The sequence below is a fragment of the Paenibacillus qinlingensis genome (assembly GCF_031455095.1).
Lineage (GTDB): Bacteria > Bacillota > Bacilli > Paenibacillales > NBRC-103111 > Paenibacillus_E > Paenibacillus_E qinlingensis_A.
In genome coordinates, this window is record NZ_JAVDSB010000016.1 from 23,551 (window position 1) to 46,336 (window position 22,786).

A 22,786-nucleotide genomic window follows, 5' to 3' on the forward strand; every position below is an offset into this window, starting at 1 on the left:
AGTTTTTCCGGAGATTTGACTCGCATTTGTGGAAATTGATGCAAAAGTGCATGCATTTGGCGAAAAATGAAGCGTTTTGCGCGAATATGGCTTGAAAAGATGTATTTTTGCAGCTATTCTTTCTAATTGTGCGATTTGCAGGTAAAAAGGATGTACATTTGCAGGCTTTTGGTGGAGGCTTTCTTATAAGTAAGGGGAGTGGCATGATGGAACGCACGCAACAAACACCGCAATCTGCGGCTTTAACGATAGAAAGACTATTGCAATTCGCTACCCAGAATGGGTTGATTGAACAGCTGGATGTGTATACCTCACGCAATGCTTTGTTGGATTTATTCAGACTGTCGGAGCCTTTCCAAGGGGAAGTACCGGCGGAGCAATTGAGCAGTCCAGTTGGCTTACTGGAAGAGCTGCTCGATGCTGCTTGGGAAGCGGGACTTCTGGAAGAGAACACGACAACTTACCGTGACTTGCTGGATGCGCGCATTATGGGTCTCATGATGCCACGTCCTTCCGAAGTCGTGCGCCAATTCTGGACGCTAGCCAAAACACAGAATGTGGAGGCGGCAACGGCCTACTTTTATAAGCAATCTATCGACTCGAACTACATTCGGATGGATCGAATTGCGAAGAATGCTTACTGGCTCGCGGAGACGGCTTACGGCGATTTGGAAATTACGATCAACCTGTCCAAACCGGAGAAGGATCCGAAGGAAATTGCGCTGCTCAAAACGCTGCCACAAAGCAGCTACCCGCTATGTCTACTCTGTGTAGACAATCTAGGTTATGCAGGCCGTGTGAATCACCCGGCTAGACAGAATCTGCGCGTCATTCCGCTTGAATTGGATAGCGAGAAATGGTACCTGCAGTATTCACCTTACGTATATTACAACGAGCATAGCATCATCTTCCATGAGAAGCATATTCCGATGAAAACAACGGCCAATACATTCTACCGTTTGCTGGATTTCATTGAGCAATTCCCGCACTATTTCATCGGGTCTAATGCTGATCTGCCGATCGTTGGTGGTTCCATTCTGAACCACGATCATTTCCAAGGCGGACGTCACAAGTTCCCGATGGAGAAGGCACCAAGTGAGAAATCATTCTCACATGCGGACTTTGAAGGCGTCAAGGCCGCGATTGTGAAGTGGCCGATGTCCGTGCTCCGCCTGAGCGGGCACAACAAGCAGCAGCTGTACAAGCTGGCAAGCAAGTTGCTCGAAGACTGGCGTGCCTATAGTGATGCGGAAGCGGAGGTCCTCGCGTTCAGCGAGAAGGACGGACAGCGGATCCCGCATAACACGATCACGCCGATCGCCCGCAACAATGCGCGGGGCGAGTACGAGCTTGACCTGGTGCTGCGGAACAACCGCACCAGCGCTGAGCATCCGGATGGGATTTTCCATCCGCATCAGCACTTGCACCACATCAAGAAGGAAAACATCGGCTTGATTGAGGTTATGGGGCTGGCAGTGCTGCCAGGCCGCCTGCAAGAAGAGCTGGCGGACATCGCCAAGCTCTTGACCGGCGAAGCCGAGCTCAGCCGCGAGGCGCTTAGCGATACCGGGCATCCGCTGCACAAGCATGCGGATTGGATCGCGGCGCTGCTTGCGAAGCATGGTGCGTCGCTGACGGTCGACGCGGCGAATGCGGTGCTGCAGACGGAAGTCGGCAGCAAGTTCATGGACGTCCTGCTCGATGCAGGCGTCTTCAAAAGAGACGACGCCGGGCAAGCGGCGTTCGGACGGTTTTTGGCTGCGGTGGGCTTCGCGCAGCAGTAGGATAGTGCGAGATCCCTGGTCGGTGGACCAGGGATTTTTTTTGCGTTGGTGCCGCGTTGTGGCGCGCGGCGCTAGGGACGCGCCCGTTAGGGTGATTGAATAACTGGAAAAAGTACATCTAATTTTGAAGGGAGTAGACAAATTTGGGGTTTAACTGGAAAATATACAGTTAATTTCTCTGAAATCACCCGTTTGTTGCTGAATGCGGGGAATTACATGTAAAAAATCCATTTAAATGGAAAATTGATTGAAAAAGGGATGGAATAGATGGAGATTTTCCATCTATTCGGTTGGTTGGCTACTCTAACTCACCATAACCACCACCTACCACCAGAAGCACAATCCCACCAGTCTGACTCTCCAATCAAACAAGCTACTTCAACTCACCATAACCACCACCTACCACCAGAAGCATTTTCCCACCCAGCCTCACGCCTAAGTACATCCACACGCAAGCAGAAATGGTCAATTTCATATTGACAGGACGAGTCATGCTCCCTAAAATATTAATTAGCCGACTAACTAAAAGGAGAGATTCCATTGTCGCGTCACCATAATCCAGAATCGCTTACCCATTTGATGTCGCATTTGCTAAAAATGCATCGACATACGATCGATCAAATCATCCATCCCTATGATGTTTACCCGGGTCAGCCCCCGTTATTGCTTGCTTTGTCTTTAGAAGACGGACTTAGCCATAGCGAGCTTGCGGCTCGCATCCACAATAAACGCGCCACTTTGTCCGTGATGGTGGACCGTATGGAGAAAACAGGCCTTGTCGAGCGCCGCCCTGACGAGAATGATCAACGGGTTACACGCGTCTACTTGACTGAGAAGGGGAAGGAAGTCACCGTGCATGTCAAAGAAGCGATAAAGACGGCGGATGAGATGATCTTTTCGCATTTTTTACCGGAGGAAGTGTTGTTGTTTCGCCGTCTTCTGCTTCAAATGAAAGATAATCTCCGTCCCAAAGAGGAGTAAATTAGTTAGCTGACAAACAAAAAGAAAGGATCTCATGCCATGTGGAAATTACGATCGTTTGTTAAACCGTATTGGTTCATTACGCTCCTTGCTCCCCTGCTGATGGTGATGGAGGTATGTATGGATTTATCGCAGCCTCGTCTCATGGCGACCATCGTGAATCACGGAGTTGCCGATGGCAATCTGACGCTGGTATGGACGACAGGCTTACATATGCTAGGCGTCGCATTTGTGGGTCTTGTTGGTGGAGCGGGTTGTACATTTTTCGCAGTGAGAGCTTCCCAGAACTTTGGCGCCGACCTGAGGTTAAGTGTATTCGAGAAGGTCCAGTCCTTATCGTTCCGTCAGTTGGATACCTTTTCGACGGGCTCGTTGATTACTCGTTTGACTAGCGATGTGATGCAAATGCTGAATATCCTGCAAATCCTACTGCGCCAATTCGTACGTGAAGCCTCACTGCTTATTGGTAGTGTGATTATGGCTGTGGTCATTTCACCACGACTATCCTTAATTCTACTAGCTGTCGTACCGATTCAATTCCTCATCTTATATCTATTAATGAAACGATCTACACCGCTCTTTCGCCAGATGCAGACCAAGATCGACCGCGTGAATACGGTTATGCAAGAGAGCACGACAGGTATCCGGGTAATCAAAGCTTTCGTACGTGCCACTTTCGAGCGCACGCGTTTCGGCAAAGCGAACACGGACCTGCTGAATGCCAGCCTTAGCTCAGCTCGTGCATTGGCGACAAGCGGGCCACTGATGACGTTGATTTTGAACGTGAGCATTGTAGCTGTTCTCTGGTTTGGCGGCGCTCAAACGTGGAGCGGGTCGATGGCTATTGGTGATTTAGCTGCCTTCATTATCTATATTAGCCAAGTGTTGTTTTCGCTGGTGTCTATCAGTAATACATTGATGAACATTTCCCGTGCACAAGTTTCAGCCGAACGTATTCGGGAAGTGCTCGAAACGAAGATGGATCCGAATGAGTCTACTCAGACTAAAACGGAGGTATTGGCTGTTGATCTAGAAAATCCTTCGCCAACTACCGTAGGGTGTGAATTAGAATTTGATCGGGTTTCTTTCGTCTATGAAACGGCTCCTGATCAGCCAATTCTCCAGGATATTTCGTTCAAAGCTCTCCCAGGCCAAACGATTGGCATTCTTGGTGCAACAGGGTCCGGCAAATCCACACTCGTTAGCTTGATTCCTCGACTTTACGAGGCGTCCAGCGGGCATATTCGTCTCAATGGGGTGGATGTGAAAGATCTCCCGGCAGAGCAGCTGCGCAGTCAGATTGGGATTGTGCTGCAGCAGTCTATTTTGTTTAGCGGTACGATTCGCGATAACATTCTCTTCGGCAAGCCGGAGGCATCGGATGCAGAGATGGAGGCCGTCGCCAAAGCAGCTGAAGCGGACAGCTTTATCCGCAAGCTGCCAGAGGGTTATGAAGCCAAGCTGGGACAGCGGGGCGTCAATCTCTCTGGAGGTCAAAAGCAGCGAATCGCGATAGCGAGGGCTTTGCTTTTGCGCTCGCCGTTGCTTGTGCTGGATGACAGCACGAGCGCCATTGATCTCGGGACGGAGAAGCGCATCCAGCGTTCCTTGCAAGAGTTGATGGCAGGCAGCACGCGCATCATTATCGCACAGCGCGTTTCTTCGGTCCTACAGGCCGATCAGATTCTCGTCTTGGAAGAGGGGCGCATCGCAGCGCGCGGAACACATGAGGAGCTACTGGCAACAAGCGCGCTGTACCAAGATATTTACCACTCCCAGCAAGGGAAGGAGGCTGCCCTGCATGGCTAATAAGCCGAAACCACGTGCCAAAAATATCGGAGCCACCCTTCTCCGTATGTGGGGTTACCTCCGACTGCAACGTGCTGGGCTGCTTACTGTTGCGATCTTGACAGTTCTCGGCAGCGGTCTCGCGCTAGTCGGGCCTTATTTAATAGGCAGGGCCATTGACGATTACATTATCCCTCGAGACAAGAATGGGCTGTTGGGCCTTTGCCTCCTATTGCTCAGTTGTTACGTCATCAGCGGGGCTGCATCATGGATCCAATCCTATCTGATTGCTGGGGTTTCCCAGCGGACCGTCTGGCAAATGAGGCAGGATCTTTTTCGCCACTTGCACAAGCTGCCAATTAGCTACTTTGATAAAACTTCCCACGGGGAACTCATGAGCCGTACGACCAATGATGTCGATAACGTAGCGACCACGCTCAGTCAAAATTTAACGCAAATTATGGCCAGTATCATTATGATTGTTGGATCTTTGATCATGATGTTGATATTGAATATATGGCTTACGTTGATTGCATTAATTACGGTTCCGATCGTTCTTTTGACAACGAAGCAAATCACGAAGCATACACAGCGCTTATTCAAAGAGCAGCAGCAGCGACTAGGTGAACTGAATGGGTTAATTGAGGAGACGATTTCGGGGCAAAAGGTTGTAAAAACATTCCGTCGCGAAGCCGCAGCCGTCGATCAACTCGCTGTGATCAACAAGCAGCTCCGCGCTGCTGGTACCGGTGCTCAGCAACTCTCAGGCATGATGGGGCCGAGCATGAATATGATCAATCATTTTAGCTTCATTCTACTGGCTGCCATTGGGGGTTGGATGGTGCTGAAGGGATGGACAATGGTTGGTGTCATCATTAGCTTCCTGAACTATTCGAAACAATTCAGCCGTCCGATCAATGACCTCGCTAATCAGTATAATATGATTCAGTCAGGTATTGCGGGGGCTGAGCGTGTTTTTGAAGTGATGGATAATGAGACGGAATACGATTCAAATGAGGGCGCTTCCCAACTAACGGATGTCAAAGGTGAGGTTGTTTTTCAAAATGTTTCCTTCGCTTACACCGATGATGTACCTACACTGCGAGGAGTTTCCTTTACCGCGGAACCCGGTGATTTGATTGCCTTAGTTGGGCCTACGGGGGCAGGGAAGACGACGATCATCAATCTGTTGACTCGCTTCTATGAGGTAAATGAGGGCCGTATTACGATAGATGGACAGGATATTCGCGATATGCAAAAAGACAGTCTACGCAGCCAGCTCGGCATCGTGTTGCAGGATGTGTACCTTTTCTCGGATACGATCCGAGAAAATATCCGGTTCGGCCGCTTGGACGCGACGGACGAAGAGGTGGAAGCCGCCGCGAAGCTGGGTGGCGCGGACGGATTCATTCGCAAGCTGCCGAGCGGCTATGACGCCAAGTTGACCGCCGGGGGCGGCAACTTGAGTCAAGGCCAGAGGCAGCTGCTGACGATCGCGAGGGCGATACTCGCCGACCCCGCGATTCTTGTGCTCGACGAGGCGACGAGCTCCGTCGACACGCGTACCGAGCTGCACATTCAGCAGGCGATGGGTGTGTTGATGAAAGGGCGAACGAGCTTCGTGATCGCCCACCGGCTCAGCACGATCCGCGAAGCGAGTGCCATACTGGTCATCCACGGCGGCGAGATCGTGGAGCGCGGTACGCACGAGGAGCTGTTAGCTCGTCGCGGGCATTATTATGATTTGTATGCCAACCAATTCAGCGAGGCTAGTTCGCTTTGACTTTCGGTTGGAAATAGATAGGGAGTTCCCGTAAGGGGGAACTCCCTTTTGTTTGTTGGTGTAGCACAAACTTGTCTCCTTCGTACGCGGCTACGCGATTCCGCCACCACACCAACACCAGCACACTCACCACCGTGCCTCTATCAGGCCGGCACTTCCGTCAACGCCAATCCCATCAGCCAATTAAATGGATTTTCTCCATTTAATTCAGCTCACTTTTCCCGTTCGCGCCGATTAGATGGATTTCCTACAGCTAATTCCCAGCATTTCCGCCGAAATGCCCTGATCTGTCGGAATTAGCTGTAGTTTTTCCATCTAAACTCGGAAATCACCGAGATAAGTCGATTTTACCTGTAGTTTTTCCAGTTAATGCCCACAGAGAGCTAAGTATTGATCAATACTTCTAGACGCTGGTCAAATACACAAACGCGATTCCGCCCAGCTCGTTTCGCCTGATACAAGGCAACGTCGGCATTCTTCAGCAGCATCTCTAAGGTAGCGGCGTGAGGGGTAGCCTGAGCTAATCCAAAGCTGGCCGTCACGGTAATCGGGCCGTGATTCCCGGTAATAGGCTCCGCTGCAAACTGTGCTCGAATTTGTTCGGCTAGCAAGATCGCCGAATCCAATAGGCAGGAAGGTAAGGCGATGACAAACTCTTCACCGCCATAACGGGCAATAAGTACGCCAGGCACATCGGCCTCAACTCGCTTTGCAATCGCCACCACATGCTGAATGGCCATATCGCCAACGTCGTGACCATAGGTGTCATTTATGCTTTTGAAATGATCAATGTCGAAAAGCAGGATACATGTCGATCGCTCACCGAGCTGATCTTCTTCTAACACAACCTTGCTGCGACGGATAAACTCCGTACGATTCAACAGCTTCGTCAAGCCGTCGTAGTAGGCAAGCTGCTTTAATTGATCTTGGAGCAGCTTTTGCTCGGTGACATCGATTAGCATTAGCAGACTCCCAATCGACTCCGAACTGCTTCCAAGGACAACCGAGGAACGGGTTTGATAGAAGAATTCGTTGCCACTCGCATCACGCCAAACAAACTCTTCTTGGGTGCCATCTTGCGTGCGCTCCACTGGAAATGGCGTCCCTGACAGCCGAATCCAGGCTTCATCCAGTGTTAATCCAAGCATGTCCGTCGTTAAGCCTGGGAACATGGAGCTAATGGCGCCATTGAAGTCAACAAGCCGATCGGCGGAATCCAGCACAACAGCACCCTCACGCATACTTTCAAAAATACGATCCTTCGCTATCGGAATAACCGTCAACATTCTAGTAGACACCATCGACCAGATGTACATGGCAGAAGTTATACAAAGAATCATGGGCACTGGATCAATGCCATACGGTGTTAGCCCCATCAGGTAAACGAACGCACCTGTCATCGGCAGGAACTGCCCCATAATTAAAGTCGCTAGCTGCAACCGGTAAGCCTTCTTGGTTTGACGCCATCTGCGCAAGAGCAATACGACCGCTGCCAGCATGCATCCGAATATATATGCTCCGTGAATTATATAATATTGTCCGATGACAACATCCGTCGTAGGAAAGGGAGCATTTTCGCGGAAATAGATATCTTTATAAAAGAAATGATGATAATCATTGGTAATCACCATAATGAAGGTAATGGCCGGAATGAGGAGGAGTGCTATTACTTTTCTGCGTGTCAGCTTCAAACCGATATATTGCATAACAATGAGCAAGCCAATGGCAGGTGCAGCTCCGATGCCAACATACTCAAAAATCGTCCATATTTTTACCTCAGTTATGCTATCGCTGGCCATTTCAAATGCGTGAGCAAAAATATAAATAGCCTGCGTAGCTGTATAGATGACGAACGTATAGGCGCCGGGTATTTCTTTGCGTTTGATAAAGGTATACATACACAAAAAGGTTGTAAAAACGCCCGAGGTTGCGACGATTGAAATGAACATGGTTAGCGTTGGATCCATGGTTCGCACTCCATTATTTGTAGGATTATTGGATAATTTGTCGTTTTAATGGTAACACATCCGCCATTGCGGTCATAGGGAGTTGACACGTAAATCCGATTGCGTCTGTATGCAGGTGAGAATGGCATGGCGTTACAAAATTTAGTAAACTAATAGAATCAAGTGAAGTCATAGCAAGAGGTAGGAGGAGCGGACATGGATAGCTTTCGTGCATTGGTCGTTGAGCGAATACAGGATCAGTTTTCTTTGGAAATGAAAGAGATCCGCATCGAGGAACTGCCCGCTGGGGACGTTACGATCCGCGTCGCCTACTCCGGGATTAATTATAAAGATGCACTGGCCTGCAGCCCGACCGGACGAGTGATTCGCCAATACCCGATGGTACCGGGCATTGATTTGGCTGGCACCGTTGTGGCCTCGTCTGATCCCCGCTATCGCGAGGGGGATGAGGTGCTCGTGACCAGCTACGAGCTGGGCACAGGGCATTTCGGCGGATTCAGCGCGTATGCGCGCGTTCCCGCCGATTGGGTCGTGCCACTCCCGCAAGGACTGACGCATCGCGAAGCGATGATTCTCGGCACGGCGGGATTGACAGCAGCCCTGTCCATTCACCGAATGGAGCAGAATGGGCTGCGCAAGGAGCAGGGACCCGTGCTCGTGCGCGGGGCAACGGGTGGTGTGGGCAGCAGCAGCGTCTCGATGCTCGCCGCCCTCGGCTACGAAGTGGAGGCGAGCACAGGGAAGTCCGCTGATCACGCGTATTTGCTTGAGCTTGGCGCAACGCGGATACTTTCGCGCGAGGAGCTATCGCCGCCCGAAAGCAAGCCTATCGGCAAGGAGTATTGGGCCGGCGCAGTTGATCCTGTCGGAGGCGCATCGCTCTCCTATGTGCTCAGTCGGATGAAATACGGCGCCTCCGTGGCGTTGAGTGGATTGACGGGAGGCGCAGATGTTGTGGCGACTGTGTATCCTTTTATCCTGCGGGGTGTGAATGTACTTGGCATTGATTCCGTCTACTGTCCAACAGAAGTGCGGAAGACGCTCTGGGAGCGGATGGCAGCGGAGCTGAAGCCCCGGCTGCTGGAGCAGACGGTGTATAAGGAAGTCAGGCTCGATGGGGTCGCGGACGCAGCACAGCTTGTGTTGGAAGGCAAGGTAAGAGGCAAAGTGCTGGTTCGGTTATAAGCGAAAGATCCGGTGACATGTCTGTATATGCATTTAAGGATAAGGAGGATTGTGCAGTGAAAATGCGGGTATCAGCCGTTCAATATCATTTACATACCATTAGCAATTTCGAAGAGTTCGCCGCACAGGTGGAGCATTACGTGAAGGTGGCGCAGGAGTTTGAGGCGGATTTTGTGCTTTTTCCAGAGTTGTTCACGACACAGCTGATGTCAATTGGAGATGACAATGGCAAAGCATTGCCAATCGAGGCACTGCCCTCTTTTACAGAGGCTTATCGTGACTTATTTCAGGGACTTGCTCAGCAAACGGGCATGCATTTAATTGGTGGCACGCACATTACGGCTGAGGGGGATAAGCTGTTCAATACAGCGTTCCTGTTCTATCCAGATGGTCGTATTGGCGAGCAGAAAAAGCTGCACATTACCCCAACAGAAGTGAAAGAATGGGGGATGGGCGCTGGGGATTCGCTGCAGGTTTTTGATACGGATAAAGGCAGAATTGCAATTCTGGTTTGTTATGATGTGGAGTTCCCAGAAATCGTGCGGATGGCTAGAGCTCGTGGGGCAGATGTCCTATTCGCTCCTTCGTGTACAGATGATCGGCATGGGTTCCATCGGGTTCGTTATACGTGTCATGCCCGGACGATTGAGAATCAAATCTATGTGGTGACCACGGGGACTGTTGGTGCCTTACCTACGGTTGATTTCATGAGAGCGAACTTCGGGCAAGCCGCAGTCATTACGCCAAATGATGTGCCGTTCCCGCCTAAAGGCATTCTTGTCGAAGGGGAGATCAACGGTGATATGGTTGTCACTGCTGATCTTGACCTCTCGTTGTTGACGCTCGTTCGAGAAAAAGGCTCCGTCACCACCTGGCGCGATCGCCGCACTGATTTATACACGGATTGGTCATGAGATGATGAGGAAACAACTTTATGTGTTTGATGGCGACACGCCTGTTGAGGCGGTCATACGCACGTACGGTGTAGCTGACTTTGATGCCTTGATTCGCGTTCAGCAGCTGAGTTTTCCGCCACCTTTCCCCTCGGAGCTTTGGTGGACTAAGGAGCAACTAACGGAGCATGTGACTCGGTTTCCCGAGGGTGCGCTGTGTGTGGAGGTGGCGGGTCAGGTCGTGGGATCGATCACAGGCTTGCGGGTAGATAGTGAACAGATGGCTGGGGCAGCTGATCATAGCTGGTCGGCGATCACGGATGAGGGCTTTATCCGCACACACTGTCCCGAGGGTGACACGCTCTACATTGTGGATGTGTGTATCATGCCGGCGTACCGTAAGTTTGGACTTGGCAAATGGCTTATGCAGTCCATGTTTGAAGTTGTCGTGCAGCTAGGGCTGGCTCGTTTACTTGGAGGCGGGCGGATGCCTGGCTACCACAAGGTAGCGGAGACGATGAGTGCCGACGACTATGTGGCGGTTGTTATGGCGGGGACGATGAAGGACCCGGTGATCACTTTTTTGCTGCGATGCGGCCGGACGCCAGTAGGTGTGGTTGCGGGGTATTTGGAGGATGAGGAATCGCTGAATCATGCGTTATTGATGGAGTGGCGGAACCCTTTTACATATCAAAAATAGGAGTGAGTTGACCTTATGGAATTCATACGCATAACGAGTATTGAGGATCCGTTGTTTCGATCGATGCACGATTTGATGAAAGAGGTATTTCCACCGGAGGAAGTGCTTGAATATTCGCTTTGGAGGGAGCCTCTTGAAGATCCAGGGATTCGTGTGTTTGTGGCCGTTCATGAAGGCAAGGTAGTCGGCACGACGGAGTATCGCTATTATGAGGATGACCAAGTGGCGATGACGGACTTCACGATTATTGGCCAGGCAGGTCTGGGGATCGGGCGGTTTCTTGCGAGAAAACGGTGGCAGGATTTGGAACGTTTGGCTTCGGAGTCAGGTAAACCGATGAAAGGGATGTTCGCTGAAATTTACGACCCGTACCGGGTTGAGGGGCACGCTTTCGGTGGTGTAAAGCCGATGGATCCTTACGTGAGACGTGAGGTGCTATCGCATCTCGGTTATAAGCGGATTGACTTTACGTATGTGCATCCATCTTGGGAGAACAATGGGGAAGCTGTTGAGGAGCTGGATCTTTGTTTCCTCCCGACCGATGAAGACGAGACAGCGATTAGTGCAGCCTTAGTGGCGAAGTTCCTGAGACGGTATTATGCAGTGCTAGCGAACAAGCCGCAAGCTTGGGAAGCGATGGTTGACGGATTGGAAGGGAAAGAGACGTTGGCGCTGTTGCCATTGTAAGTTGTAGTATCTGTAGAGCTAAAACAAGGTGTTCCCTGCATAAGGCAGGAGACACCTTGTTTTATTTGCCTATGCGGTTGACTTCAGATTATACACATCCTGTATAATAATACGCATCCGCTAGTTGTTCCGTCTACCAACCGAAATCTAGCGTTTTACCCGTTTCTGCGAGGGTCTTGATGTTGCTTAGAATCATCCACCAACTGGCTTTCGTGGTTTCAAAGCTAGGGTGGTTAGGCGTCCATTGATCATTGACGAGTGTCAATTTTGTGCAACTGCCTACGGTTTCTAAGCTAATCGTCATACGAGATTCAAATTCAGCATGGTTCTCCCGATAGGAAGGACCGGCATGCTCGGTGCAACTGAGAAGTTTCTCAGGTTCATAGGCCAAAATTTTGCCGTACACGTGCACCGTTTCCTCGCCATCTTGACCGGGGCCAATATAGGAGTAGTCGGAGCCGATTTCAAAGGTGGAATGTAGCACGCTACCGAATAAAATTTGTCGAGTTCCCTCTGGTGTTATGAGTATATCCCAGATTTCCTTCGTACTTGCGCCAATATAAAACTCATACCTCAGTTCCATAAGCCATACACTCCTTCGCATCTGTGATCCTACCTATCATATGGCATACGTATTCCCATGTATTGTAAAAACGCGACAAGGAGTGTTTGATATGCCTACAAATACGAATTCCAATTCCCCCATGCCTAGTTTGGGGATTATTAATTTTCAACAAGGCGGTCACAAATTTCAGCTTTGTCGCTATGCTCCGGCAGAGGATGTAGCCTATTTCGTTCGTCATTATTGGGTTGTGAAGTGGGACTTGGCAGGTGAAGACCCGTATACACAGCATGTTATTCCTAACCCTTGCGTGAACTTAGTTGTAGAACAGGGGAAAACGGCCATTTTCGGTCCTGGGAAAGAGAAGTATGGACATCGCCTAGAAGGACAGGGAAGCGTGTTTGGCGTGAAATTTAAACCCGGCGGCTTTTACCCTTTCGTTCAAGAAAACGTGTCGAGTATGTTGAATAATGCACTGTGTATTGGCGATGTTTTCGACACTGACCCGCGTGTCTTGGAAGAAAAAGTATTCAGTCACAGTGATGATGAACGGAATGTTAGTCTGGTTGAAAATATGATTCGCTCCAAGCTGCCTGCCCAGGATGAGCAAGTGATAGTGGTTAATCAAATTGTAGACTATGTGTATGAACAGCCTGAGATTACCAAGGTTGACGCTATTTGTGAGCATTTTCGAATGAACATACGCACCTTGCAGCGCCTCTTCGATCAGTATGTGGGAGTCAGCCCCAAGTGGGTAATCAAAATCGCTCGTATCCAAAGTGCAGCTGAGACCACCGATGGTAATGATACGCATAATTGGGCCAAGCTGTCGATGGATCTCGGATATCATGATCAATCGCATTTTATTAAGGATTTTAAATCAATCCTCGGCCAAACGCCGGAGGAATACGCACTAAGAAAGCAGACAAAGTGATAAGGGCGACTAGGCCCCAATCCTATCTAGTTGCCTCCAATTCCGATGTCTAAACCACGCCCAACTCACGACTTAAAATAACTGGAAAACATCCCATTAATCTCGAGGTTGTCTCTCCTTACAAAGGTACGGTCACATGCGATTTCAAATAAAGGTGTGGCATAACGTTATTTGCTACATCTACATGTTCTGTGAAAAGATGGCATTACTAAATAACGCTATTTCGACCAAATGGAGTGAAATTTATCCATTTAGAGTGAAATAACGCTGTTCTATAACGTTATTCTCCCGTATTCTCTACTAAACTAATAAATAAGATGTTTTCATAACGCTATTTTGCAAATGAGATTCATCTCTATGTCATGGAAACTATAAGTTATCTCGAGTTGCAGAAATTCCCGTTTGTTTCTCTAAATTTCAAATGTTTATAGGATATTCAGGATAAACAGTTAATCGACAGTCTCGGAAATCCAGTTATTCCAAGAATTCACCCCGAATCCGCGCAATTAGCTGTAGAAATTAGGCGATTTCCTTGCCCTCGCCAATCCAATGCTTCATTACATAGCTTGCTGGTTGGCCTTCTGTTGATTTCTCCCTAGAAGCGGGTTTAACAACACAACGCCTGCTATCAGCAACGCGCCACTCAACACATACACCGTCAACAAAGACGTCATATCCTTCAAGTAACCAGAAAAGGACATCCCCACTAGCATCATCCCCATGAAAATCGGTGTAATCGCACCGCCAACTCGCCCTATGAATGGCCCTTCCGTGTTACGCATAATCAGGGTTTGAATACCCACATGGATACAGGGATAAAACAATCCACTTACGATTTGCAGGATTAGTGTCACAGATACAAGGGTAGAAGCTCCGACGCCGATGGTGCAAACTGCACTTACTAATAAGCCAGTGGCAAGTAAAACCTGGGGGTTCACCTTTTTCGCAATCCCCATAATGACAGTACCTCCGATGAGCATAGCCGCCCCGTTAGCCATCAAAAACCATTGTAGAGACTGTTTGCTTAATTCTAATTTCTCCACAGCGATGAACAAGGCAAGTGGTTGAATCAAGCCTGCCGCTAATCCCGTAACTCCGAAAGTAAGGCTAAGCGTTCTGAGCGCACGGTTGGTGTACACATAGTGTAGTCCGGCTTTCAGCTCTTTTAAGAAGTGTGGGGCTCCTGAAGCGGCTTCTTCCATCTCGTCTTTTGGGAGGAACATCAGGACTATGGATGATCCGAAGAACATCACACCGGTGAGGATAAGAGAAGCTTCCACGCCGTAGTTTAAATAAATGAACGTACCCATCACAGGACCTAGAACCATGAAAATCGCAACGAGAGATTGAGACATCGCCATAACACCTTGTAGATGCTCCGCGGGTACATTCTTTTTGTATAGCTTCATGGCAGAAGGCTGTGAGAATTGCGATAAACTCGCCGAAATGAACGTCCCGATGAGCAAGGCATACCAAGAGCCAGATAACAGGGTCAACAAGACAAGAAATACGGTTGCAGCGGATAAAAGATCACTCCAAACCATGGTCCGTTTCGGCTGCCAGCGATCGGCAAACGTGCCGCCAATAAAGGCAAAGATGAAAATAGGTGCCGTCTCCACAATGGAAATTAAGGAAAGATACTGCGGATTATTGTGGGTAATATCCGAGATGTAGAGGAGAATGGCGAAATTTCGGATCCAAATGCCGAGCTGTAGGAGCACACGGGATAGGAGAATGGTTCGCACATAACGATTTTTAAACATAGGTCTTACTCCTTTAAAATAATTTTTACTAAATTACTAATTTACTAAATTAGTAAAACAACAACCAAATCATAGCCCACTCGACCGAAGGAAGTCAATACGATTTTGATTTTTTCCAATACTTGTGTCTATCTAGACATGAAAAAAAACGACTGCCATGGAGGCAGCCGCTTCTAAACATACAGATTACTTACGGTGGATCTTGCGAACCGCAAAGAGGTACACGATGGTGGGAACCGGGGCCTGAATAATGCCCCAAATGCCCCAAAACCAAGGGTGGCGAGCGCCACGTCTGCGGGAGTCAACGTACAGCCATGTGCTTTGTACGAGTAAAATCAATGCGATACCGATCCATGCCCAAAGGGGAAGTTGATCGAATTTGGAGTCAGTTGTTGTCATGAGAATCCACCTGCTTTCTTAAGATGAGCCAAGCTAACGGAAGGAATATCGCCGCAGCTTGGATGGAGAAGAAGGCAACAGGCTGAGCTGTTACCGTCAGATATAAGACATAAAACAAGAACATTGCGCCGATCCATAGGATGACTAGATCACGGATTAGCTTGGATTTCTGCTTGCTTTGCGTCGCGGCAATATGCTGATCAAACCAAGCAGCACGGGGGGTTGGAACCTGGATGGCGTCATCGAGCACTTCCAGCCCGTCGCGCAATTGACGAGCGATGTCCTCATCATCTAGACCCTGGCCAGCTTGAGGCTGCGCGCTTCCATCTTGCACCTTGCTTGGTCCTTTGCTCGACGCCTCAATCTCACGCTTCCGCCTCTTTTGCGACTCTTCGTCCATCTAATTAAGCTCCTTCCGTAGTTGTTTCAGTGCATGGTGCACTCTCGATTTCACAGTGCCTTCTGCAAGAGAGAGCATGTCGCCAATTTCTTCATAGGTGTATCCGTAGTAATGCTTGAGAATGAGCGGAATGCGACTCTCACGCGGCATTTTAGCTAAAGCATCTAACACCTCAGGCCAAGCATCATCCGTGTGATGGGCTGTCTGCCATTGCAGCTGGCGCAATGTCTGCTGCTGCTCTTTCTCTTGCCACTTGCGCTCCCAGAGGCGGCGTCTCCCTTGATCGATCATCAACCGAGTTGCGATGGTGATTAACCAGGACGAGAACTTCGAAGTCCCGTTGTAGAGTTTTATTTTTTCAATACATCGGGCCATTGTTTCTTGCGTGAGATCCTCGGCTTGGGCGGGATTCAGTGTGATTTTGACCAGATATTTATACACAAACGCATAATGCTGCTGGAGTAGCTGAGACAGAGCCGCGGTGTCGCCTACCATGGCTCGACGAATGAGTTCGTGCTCTTCCAAGTGTTTGAACATCCTCTCTGCTGGTTTCATAGATAGTACGAACAGCTCGTGAAGATCGTTCACTGCCCCAAGAAAATATTTTTTGAATGATTTATTAGCTTACCACCGTAGTGCTCAGACATGTATAATGACAGCAGGTAAGTCCATTTGAATGAGAAGATTAATGGAGGACAACATATGAAACAAGGCATCTATGCAAGAGCTGGCTTAACCCCTGAAGAGTTAGAGGAAGTTAGAGCTTTATGGGAGATATGTAACACGCACGAAGGTATTGAAATTAAATTAAACTGGAGCACCTTATCCAGCCGTCCTGTTGGTGTGACCAATGATTTCGTTTATTACGAAAATGACCGGATTATCGGTTTTCTGGCGATCTATAGCTTTCTCTCCACTGAAGTGGAAATCAGCGGTATGGTGCATCCTGAGGCTCGACGAAGAGGCATATTCGGAAGTCTCGTTCAGTCAGCGATTGAAGAGTGTAGAAAACGGGAGGTTCCGAAGCTTATTTTTATCAACGAACACAGATCCAAGAGCGGCAAGGCTTTTCTAACGAAGCTGAGCGCGTACTACTCTTTCTCTGAATATGTGATGGATTTGAAAGAGCAAATCATTCCCCCCGTCTCTGACCAAACGCAAGTCAGCATTCGCTTAGCGGATACTGCAGACACGGAGTTATTGGTAAAGCTGAACATGTCAGGCTTCGATATGACGGAGGGGGACACACGTGAATATGTAAGCCAGACGATAACGGGTGAGAAGGAACGTACCTGGATAGCGGAACTTGGTGAGAACAAGGAGCCGATTGGAAAACTTGGAGCGATGGTGGAGCCGGGAGTAAGTGGGTTTATCTATGGTTTTTGTGTGTTGCCTGAAGTAAGAGGCAAAGGGTATGGCCGCCAAATTTTGAGCCAGACGATTACTGAACTAAAGCAACGAGATAGGGCGGAGAATATCAAACTGGAAGTATCGGTTGAAAATGAGAAGGCGCTCGGGCTCTATGAATCTTGCGGGTTCGCAACGAGAAATGCACAAGACTACTACGTGCTTCTTCTAAGCTAAAAGAAAAGGATAGCGCAGCAGGACTTCTGCTGGCTATCCTTCTTTTTGGTTATGCCGCTGTATTAATGGTAAACGAGCTCGGAAGAGCCGCTAATGATGGTGCCTGTATTCAGCCCCATGCAAATATCCTTCATCGAGCCAGGCTTGTCAAAATTAAATACATGAATCGGAACATGGTAGTCCCGCGCTAGAATAAAAGCGGATTGATCCATCACTTGCAAATTATGTTGTATGACATCATTGTAATGGAGGGATTTGTACTGGAGTGCCTCCTGATGGTGCTTCGGATCTTTGTCAAAGACACCGTCGACGCCTTGCTTAGCCACAAGAATGGCATCGCAATTCACTTCAATGGCGCGCTGCACGGACGGGTAATCCGTCGTAACGAAAGGCTGCCCATTCCCGCCAGCGAAAATGACGATGTACCCTTTTTCCAAGTGGTGAATGGCTCGTAAACGAATGAAGGGTTCCGCTACGGAAGCGATCGGAATCGCGGTCATGACGCGAACTTCGGCGTCAGTCTTCGCTTTTAATACACCGCGCAGCATCAAGCTGTTGATGACAGTCGCCAGTGTGCCTATATTATCTGCTTCGGCCTTCTCGATGCCCCAGCTTTCACCCATATTGCCGCGGAAAATATTGCCCCCGCCAATCACAAGGCACACTTCAACACCCAAATTCACGACGGTCATAATTTCATTGGCGATATGATCCAGCTGTGTAGGATCGAAACCAAATGAGCTGTTGCCTGCTACAGCCCCGCCACTAAGTTTAATGAGGACTCGTTTGTATCGCAAAGCCATGTCCATATCCCCTCTCTCTGATGAGAACACCTGTACGATAAGTTGTGTCTGACTAGGTTGTGTAGTGCGGGCACCTTGGATGTTTGCAAAAAAAACACTAAAGCCCTTGAATGCTCTAGTGTTTTCTGTGTCTGATTTCCTCTGGTTAGAAGTAATTGTACATGAACTAAATGGGGTTTTGCAATTTCTGCGGAACTCGCATATGAACGATAAGACCAATGATAACGAGGACTAGTAAGGAGCCCAAAGCTACACGGCTTGCTAAGTTGCCAGTGGATGCCAAAGCCCAAGTAATCGAACCGTATAAGGCTGGCCCTACAATGGAGGACACTTTTCCTGAGAAAGCGAATAGGCCGAAGAATTGACCACGCTTTTCTTCTGGTGTCAGCTGCACAATCAATGTGCGGGATGTCACCCACATAGCACCCATGGAGACGCCATACAGGCTGCCTGCTACCCAAAAAATGCTTTGGCTCGTCGCAAGGGCGGCGAGGGAGATGGCGACAATCAGGATAAGAGCGACGATGGTTACCGCCTTCTTAGGACCAATACTGCGCGTGACATACCCGAATAGGAAGGAGCCAATTACACTGCTCACCGTGGACACAAGATAGAGTAGAATGAACTGCCCTGTAGAGAAGCCCATGACCGTATTGGCATAAATGGCCATAACCGCAATCGCTGTAGCGATGGCATCGTTAAAGAAGAAGTAGGCGATCATGAAAGTGAAGGCTGCTTGGTATTTTCGCGCTTCCTTGAACGTTGCCCAAATCTCGCGATAGCCGCTAATCAATGACTTGTTACTAGACACAGGCTTTTGCTGTTTCTCCTTGTACAGCAACATAATCGGCAGTGAGAAGATGAGGAACATGACGGCACTTGGGATGAATGTACTCTCAAAGTGGTTATCATGAACGAACAAGAAAGCAATAAGGCCGACGAGCGTACCTACATAACCAACCGCTACACCAAACCCAGAGATCAAGGGAATTTCACGTTCATTACCTAGATCGGAGATCATGGAATCATAGAAGACTAGGCTGGAGTTATAGAAAAATTTTGCAATCATGAAACATAAAATAACACCAAGAATCGACGTATTGAGTCCAAGCCATTCTTGATCTGTTTCCCATAGGGCGGATGCTCCCATGAGAAGCGTTGCAATAATCGCAATCAGTGTGAAGGGGACGAGGTAGGCTTTCTTTTTGCCGGTACGATCTATCCAGACACCGAATAAGGGAGATAAGAGCACTAAGAATAAGCTGGATAACGCATTGGAATAGGTGATAAAAGTACTTGCAATCTGGTTCATTTCCTCGCTGCTGCCCAGGGTTTCTTTTAAGTAAAAGGGATAAAACACAGTTACAATATTGGAAGAAAAAATGGTATTTGCAAAATCATACATCGCCCATGCGAAAACAGGCAGGGAGAAAAACAACGCCCATACACTACGTCCTCGCACCGGACTGGAAGCGGATTCAAGCTTTGCCATTAGGGCACACCCTTTCTCTGCACTTACCTCTATTTCTTTACTATATTAGCGATGCTATATAGAAATCCCTCTATCTTTACAAGAATAATAAAATCTCCCCCACCTAAGCTCAGGTAGGAGAGATCAATGAAAGGTTACTTGTCCGATGGTCGAATGAGATCAACTTCAATCATGTCTTGATTCTCTTCCATCTTAAGTACATTAATTCCGTTGCGTATTAAGGTCGTGGTGAGCGTTTCTTTGTCCTGAAAAGGAAAAACATAAGCTAAGCTGCTCTTATTGTCGAGCAAGCGTTTGGCTACCTGCACGAGTCGTTCCATCGTGAACGGCTTTTTCATGTATTTCTCAATCTCTTTTTCATGATAGTCATGAGGCGGATCCAGCGCTGTTGAAACAATAACAGGCGTTTGCGCGTGCAACGGATGCTTGTACAAATCTGCGATGAAATCCCAGCCCGTTTTCTCGCCCTCCAGATGAATATCTACGATGAACAAAATCGGGCCTTCGCCCTCACAGCGCCGCAGCGCAATCATCCCTTCTTCGGCAGAACGCAGCTGGACAGAAGGAAGGTTCAATTTATGCAAGGCGACCTGAATTAATTTGGCTAGATTATCATCGTCTTCGAAAATAACGATTTTCCCGTCTAGGCCAGAAATTTCATATTGATCAAGCTCAATACGGAACGTGGTGCCATGGCCCATTTCAGACGTATAGGAGATATGTCCGTTGTGGCCCTCTACGATTTCCTTAACAATGGCCAGTCCAAGACCAGTGCCGCCAATCTGGCGGCGGTCCGAGTTATCGACCCGGAAAAATTTGGAGAACATATGCTCATTCGCTTCCTGAGGTATGCCTAATCCATAATCTTGAATAGCTATCGTAATTTTACCATCGTGAGCTGTCAGATAAATGTCGATCTGATCAGCTGCTGGCGAGTACTTAATCGCATTGCTAATGAGGTTGTCGAACACTTGGCGAATACGATCAACATCTGCTCGTACCCATAGCTCAGGCTCTTGCTGTTGATGAAGAACAATGTGATGAAGCTGTTTATCCTGCCATTGCTCTGCAATTTCACTGACGATAGACTGCAAATGAATCGGTGCGAAGTTGTACGATTGACGACCGGATTCCATCCGCTGTAGATCCAAGAAATCATTAATTAAATTCGACAAGCGTTGCGCTTCGTTATAAATGGTTTCCATGTAACGCTTTTGCTTTTCTTTCGGAAGATCACGATGCAATAAAATTTCGATAAATCCAAGCACACTGGCCAGTGGAGTCCGCAGCTCGTGTGAAACAATGGAGATAAATTCATTTTTCATCTCATCAACACGCTCTTCTTCCGTACGGTCACGGAACACGAATAGGTAGCCTTGCTGCTCCGTACCTTCGCTAACAACCGTAGCGTAGAGCTCTGCATGTTGCAGCTGCTCGCCACTCTGGAAACTAAAACGTTGCGTCAAATGGGACAATGAGCGATCAATCAAAGCCTCAATTGAAGCTGCTACCCCATGAAAGCTAGGGTTTTGGGCTCCGATGTTAAAGCTACAATCAACGAAGTTCTGACCGACACGTTCATCTAGCCCGAAATATTGATTCATCCGGTGATTGGAGAAGAGAATCGTCCCTTGGGAATCACACATCATCATGCCTTCGTGAGCGGATTCCAAAATATTTTGAATCAAATCGTGTTGTCCTTCTAATAGCAACTTCTCTGTTGTGAGTTGATCATTCAGCGTAGCTAAGCTCTCCGCTTGCTGCAACTTCTGATCATTCACAAGCTGCGCGTAGAAGGCTAATCCGAATTGCCGTACTAAACCTTTGGTCAGACGCTGATTATCATCTTGATAGAGTGAGCATTGGTAACTGGTTAGTAAAAGAAAACCAATGACCTCTTGTTTGTCATCTGTGAGGGGAATGTAATGATCAATCGCTCTTAGCACTCCGCTGTGTATGCCTTGCTCATTGCCTGTTACATCACGGGTATGTGTAATGGCCACACCTTCATCGAATACACGTCTGGACGGCCCAAAGAGTTCACTGCGGGAAGCTTGAATCTGCCCTTTGGGATAACCAATGGAATGAATAACCTCGTAAGAGACAGCTTCATCATCCGAGCGATTCTCGAGGACGACCAAAGCTGCATCATGAGCTAATGAATTTAATAGAGCAGGCAACGTATGTTTCAAGAAATCAGTCAACTTCACATAGCCGGTAAGCTTTTCTTGATAGGAAGAAATGAGTTCCAAATCCCGTTCTCGTTCTGATAGCTTGGCCAAAGTGATCTGCTGCTCTTCTTGCTGGGCAATAATTTCCTCGTTCTGTGATTCAAGACTCTCTGCCATGTACCGGTACGTTTCTTCGCTCTTGCGCAGCTCCTTCTCCGCTTGGAAGGAACGCAAGGAGATGATGATGGACATACCTCCTGCTAGAAGTGCGATTATGAAGCCCACAAGGGTGATCAAACGGGAGGTTTGACCAGCTTGTTGAGAGGCCTCGTAAGCCGTTGAGGTGATCTGTTCAATATTATTTGTAATACTCGTATGAATGACCCGGTAGCGATCCATCAGCGTTTTACCGCCAACGACACGGGCTTTTGCTTCATCTATTTTACCCGCACGGAATAATTCTAAGGTCGTATCATAATACCTTTGCAAATTGGTAATGGCAGGTACTGCCTGTGTGTCAATAATGATTTGCAGTGTGGGATACTTCTTGCCGTAGGTTGAAAGAGTATTTAAATCAGCAGCAACCTGGTCTCTTCCTGTGGTGTAAGGTTCAAGGAACTGCTCGCTTCCACCTAATTGGTAACCACGTAGCCCTGTTTCCTGATTAATTAAACTGGTCAACAAACTATTCGCTGTCGTTAAAATCGGAATAGCCTGATTCACGATCGCATTGTTTTCTTTCTCCATATTTCGAGAAGCCAAGTAGTTATATACACTGACGAAAGCTAGTAAAACAACTATTAAAATGACATATAACATGGAGATGCGTGATCTCGTGAAGGTTTTCATATCCATCGCTCACCTAGCTTCTAATTAGAATGAAATATCCCATAGAAATTCGACAAACCTC

At 48.3% G+C, this 22,786-nt stretch carries 19 protein-coding genes; 10 read left to right on the forward strand and 9 right to left on the reverse strand.

Going from position 1 to position 22,786, the window contains the following annotated elements; translation table 11 throughout:
* Positions 1 to 206: 206 nt before the first annotated feature.
* The 4 genes from J2736_RS27700 (at position 207) to J2736_RS27715 (ending at position 6,336) form a co-directional block, all read left to right on the forward strand.
* Complete coding sequence (locus J2736_RS27700; protein WP_310501903.1) at positions 207 to 1,784, forward strand: UDP-glucose--hexose-1-phosphate uridylyltransferase; 1,578 nt, start codon at positions 207 to 209, stop codon at positions 1,782 to 1,784.
* Between the two features lie 540 nt (positions 1,785 to 2,324).
* Entirely contained in the window at positions 2,325 to 2,765 is a 441-nt protein-coding gene (locus J2736_RS27705; RefSeq protein WP_310501820.1) for a MarR family winged helix-turn-helix transcriptional regulator, read from the forward strand.
* 39 nt (positions 2,766 to 2,804) lie between these two features.
* Entirely contained in the window at positions 2,805 to 4,574 is a 1,770-nt protein-coding gene (locus tag J2736_RS27710) for an ABC transporter ATP-binding protein (RefSeq protein ID WP_310501821.1), read from the forward strand.
* Positions 4,567 to 6,336 (forward strand): ABC transporter ATP-binding protein, encoded by a 1,770-nt coding sequence (locus J2736_RS27715; RefSeq protein ID WP_310501822.1) that lies wholly within the window; start codon positions 4,567 to 4,569, stop codon positions 6,334 to 6,336. Before J2736_RS27710 ends, J2736_RS27715 begins: the two co-directional genes overlap by 8 nt.
* Positions 6,337 to 6,719: 383 nt before the next feature.
* On the opposite strand, the gene J2736_RS27720 is transcribed toward J2736_RS27715, so the two are convergent.
* Positions 6,720 to 8,303 (reverse strand): histidine kinase N-terminal 7TM domain-containing diguanylate cyclase, encoded by a 1,584-nt coding sequence (locus J2736_RS27720; RefSeq protein ID WP_310501823.1) that lies wholly within the window; start codon positions 8,301 to 8,303, stop codon positions 6,720 to 6,722.
* 195 nt (positions 8,304 to 8,498) lie between these two features.
* Between J2736_RS27720 and J2736_RS27725 the strand changes: the two genes are divergently transcribed.
* The 4 genes from J2736_RS27725 to J2736_RS27740 are packed head-to-tail and all read left to right on the forward strand — an operon-like array spanning position 8,499 to position 11,768.
* Complete coding sequence (locus tag J2736_RS27725) at positions 8,499 to 9,488, forward strand: acrylyl-CoA reductase family protein (protein WP_310501824.1); 990 nt, start codon at positions 8,499 to 8,501, stop codon at positions 9,486 to 9,488.
* Positions 9,489 to 9,544: 56 nt separating this feature from the next.
* Entirely contained in the window at positions 9,545 to 10,402 is an 858-nt protein-coding gene (locus J2736_RS27730) for a carbon-nitrogen hydrolase family protein (RefSeq protein WP_310501825.1), read from the forward strand.
* 1 nt (position 10,403) lies between these two features.
* A complete protein-coding gene (locus tag J2736_RS27735) occupies positions 10,404 to 11,081 on the forward strand; it encodes a GNAT family N-acetyltransferase (protein WP_310501826.1) in 678 nt (225 codons plus the stop codon).
* Positions 11,082 to 11,096: 15 nt separating this feature from the next.
* Positions 11,097 to 11,768, forward strand: a complete 672-nt coding sequence (locus tag J2736_RS27740) for a GNAT family N-acetyltransferase (protein WP_310501827.1) — start codon at positions 11,097 to 11,099, stop codon at positions 11,766 to 11,768.
* Positions 11,769 to 11,901: 133 nt separating this feature from the next.
* Here the strand turns inward: J2736_RS27740 and J2736_RS27745 are convergent, their stop codons facing one another.
* Positions 11,902 to 12,351, reverse strand: coding sequence for an SRPBCC domain-containing protein (locus tag J2736_RS27745; RefSeq protein WP_310501828.1), 450 nt, complete (start codon positions 12,349 to 12,351; stop codon positions 11,902 to 11,904).
* A 91-nt stretch (positions 12,352 to 12,442) separates the two neighbouring features.
* Here J2736_RS27745 and J2736_RS27750 point away from each other — a divergent pair, with 91 nt between their 5' ends.
* Positions 12,443 to 13,264, forward strand: coding sequence for an AraC family transcriptional regulator (locus tag J2736_RS27750; protein ID WP_310501829.1), 822 nt, complete (start codon positions 12,443 to 12,445; stop codon positions 13,262 to 13,264).
* 557 nt (positions 13,265 to 13,821) lie between these two features.
* Here J2736_RS27750 and J2736_RS27755 read toward each other — a convergent pair.
* The 4 genes from J2736_RS27755 to sigY form a co-directional block, all read right to left on the reverse strand.
* Positions 13,822 to 15,027 carry an MFS transporter gene (locus J2736_RS27755; protein ID WP_310501830.1) on the reverse strand — a complete coding sequence of 402 codons (1,206 nt, stop codon included), beginning with the start codon at positions 15,025 to 15,027 and terminating at the stop codon, positions 13,822 to 13,824.
* A gap of 186 nt (positions 15,028 to 15,213) precedes the next feature.
* Positions 15,214 to 15,426 carry a sigmaY antisigma factor component gene (locus tag J2736_RS27760; protein ID WP_310501831.1) on the reverse strand — a complete coding sequence of 71 codons (213 nt, stop codon included), beginning with the start codon at positions 15,424 to 15,426 and terminating at the stop codon, positions 15,214 to 15,216.
* On the reverse strand, positions 15,413 to 15,826 hold the full coding sequence (locus J2736_RS27765; protein ID WP_310501832.1) for a YxlC family protein: 414 nt from the start codon (positions 15,824 to 15,826) through the stop codon (positions 15,413 to 15,415). Before J2736_RS27765 ends, J2736_RS27760 begins: the two co-directional genes overlap by 14 nt.
* Positions 15,827 to 16,381: an RNA polymerase sigma factor SigY gene (sigY, locus tag J2736_RS27770; protein WP_310501833.1), complete on the reverse strand. Its 555-nt coding sequence runs from the start codon at positions 16,379 to 16,381 to the stop codon at positions 15,827 to 15,829. It lies immediately after the preceding gene.
* 147 nt (positions 16,382 to 16,528) lie between these two features.
* On the opposite strand from sigY, the gene J2736_RS27775 reads away from it, so the two are divergent.
* Entirely contained in the window at positions 16,529 to 17,410 is an 882-nt protein-coding gene (locus J2736_RS27775) for a GNAT family N-acetyltransferase (protein WP_310501834.1), read from the forward strand.
* A gap of 62 nt (positions 17,411 to 17,472) precedes the next feature.
* On the opposite strand, the gene pyrH is transcribed toward J2736_RS27775, so the two are convergent.
* From pyrH to J2736_RS27790, 3 genes are all read right to left on the reverse strand, one after another.
* Complete coding sequence (gene pyrH, locus J2736_RS27780; RefSeq protein ID WP_397341761.1) at positions 17,473 to 18,213, reverse strand: UMP kinase; 741 nt, start codon at positions 18,211 to 18,213, stop codon at positions 17,473 to 17,475.
* Between the two features lie 166 nt (positions 18,214 to 18,379).
* The gene (locus J2736_RS27785; RefSeq protein WP_310501835.1) at positions 18,380 to 19,705 is read right to left on the reverse strand and encodes an MFS transporter; all 1,326 of its coding nucleotides are present in this window, start codon (positions 19,703 to 19,705) and stop codon (positions 18,380 to 18,382) included.
* 134 nt (positions 19,706 to 19,839) lie between these two features.
* The gene (locus J2736_RS27790) at positions 19,840 to 22,731 is read right to left on the reverse strand and encodes an ATP-binding protein (RefSeq protein ID WP_310501836.1); all 2,892 of its coding nucleotides are present in this window, start codon (positions 22,729 to 22,731) and stop codon (positions 19,840 to 19,842) included.
* Positions 22,732 to 22,786 lie beyond the last annotated feature (55 nt).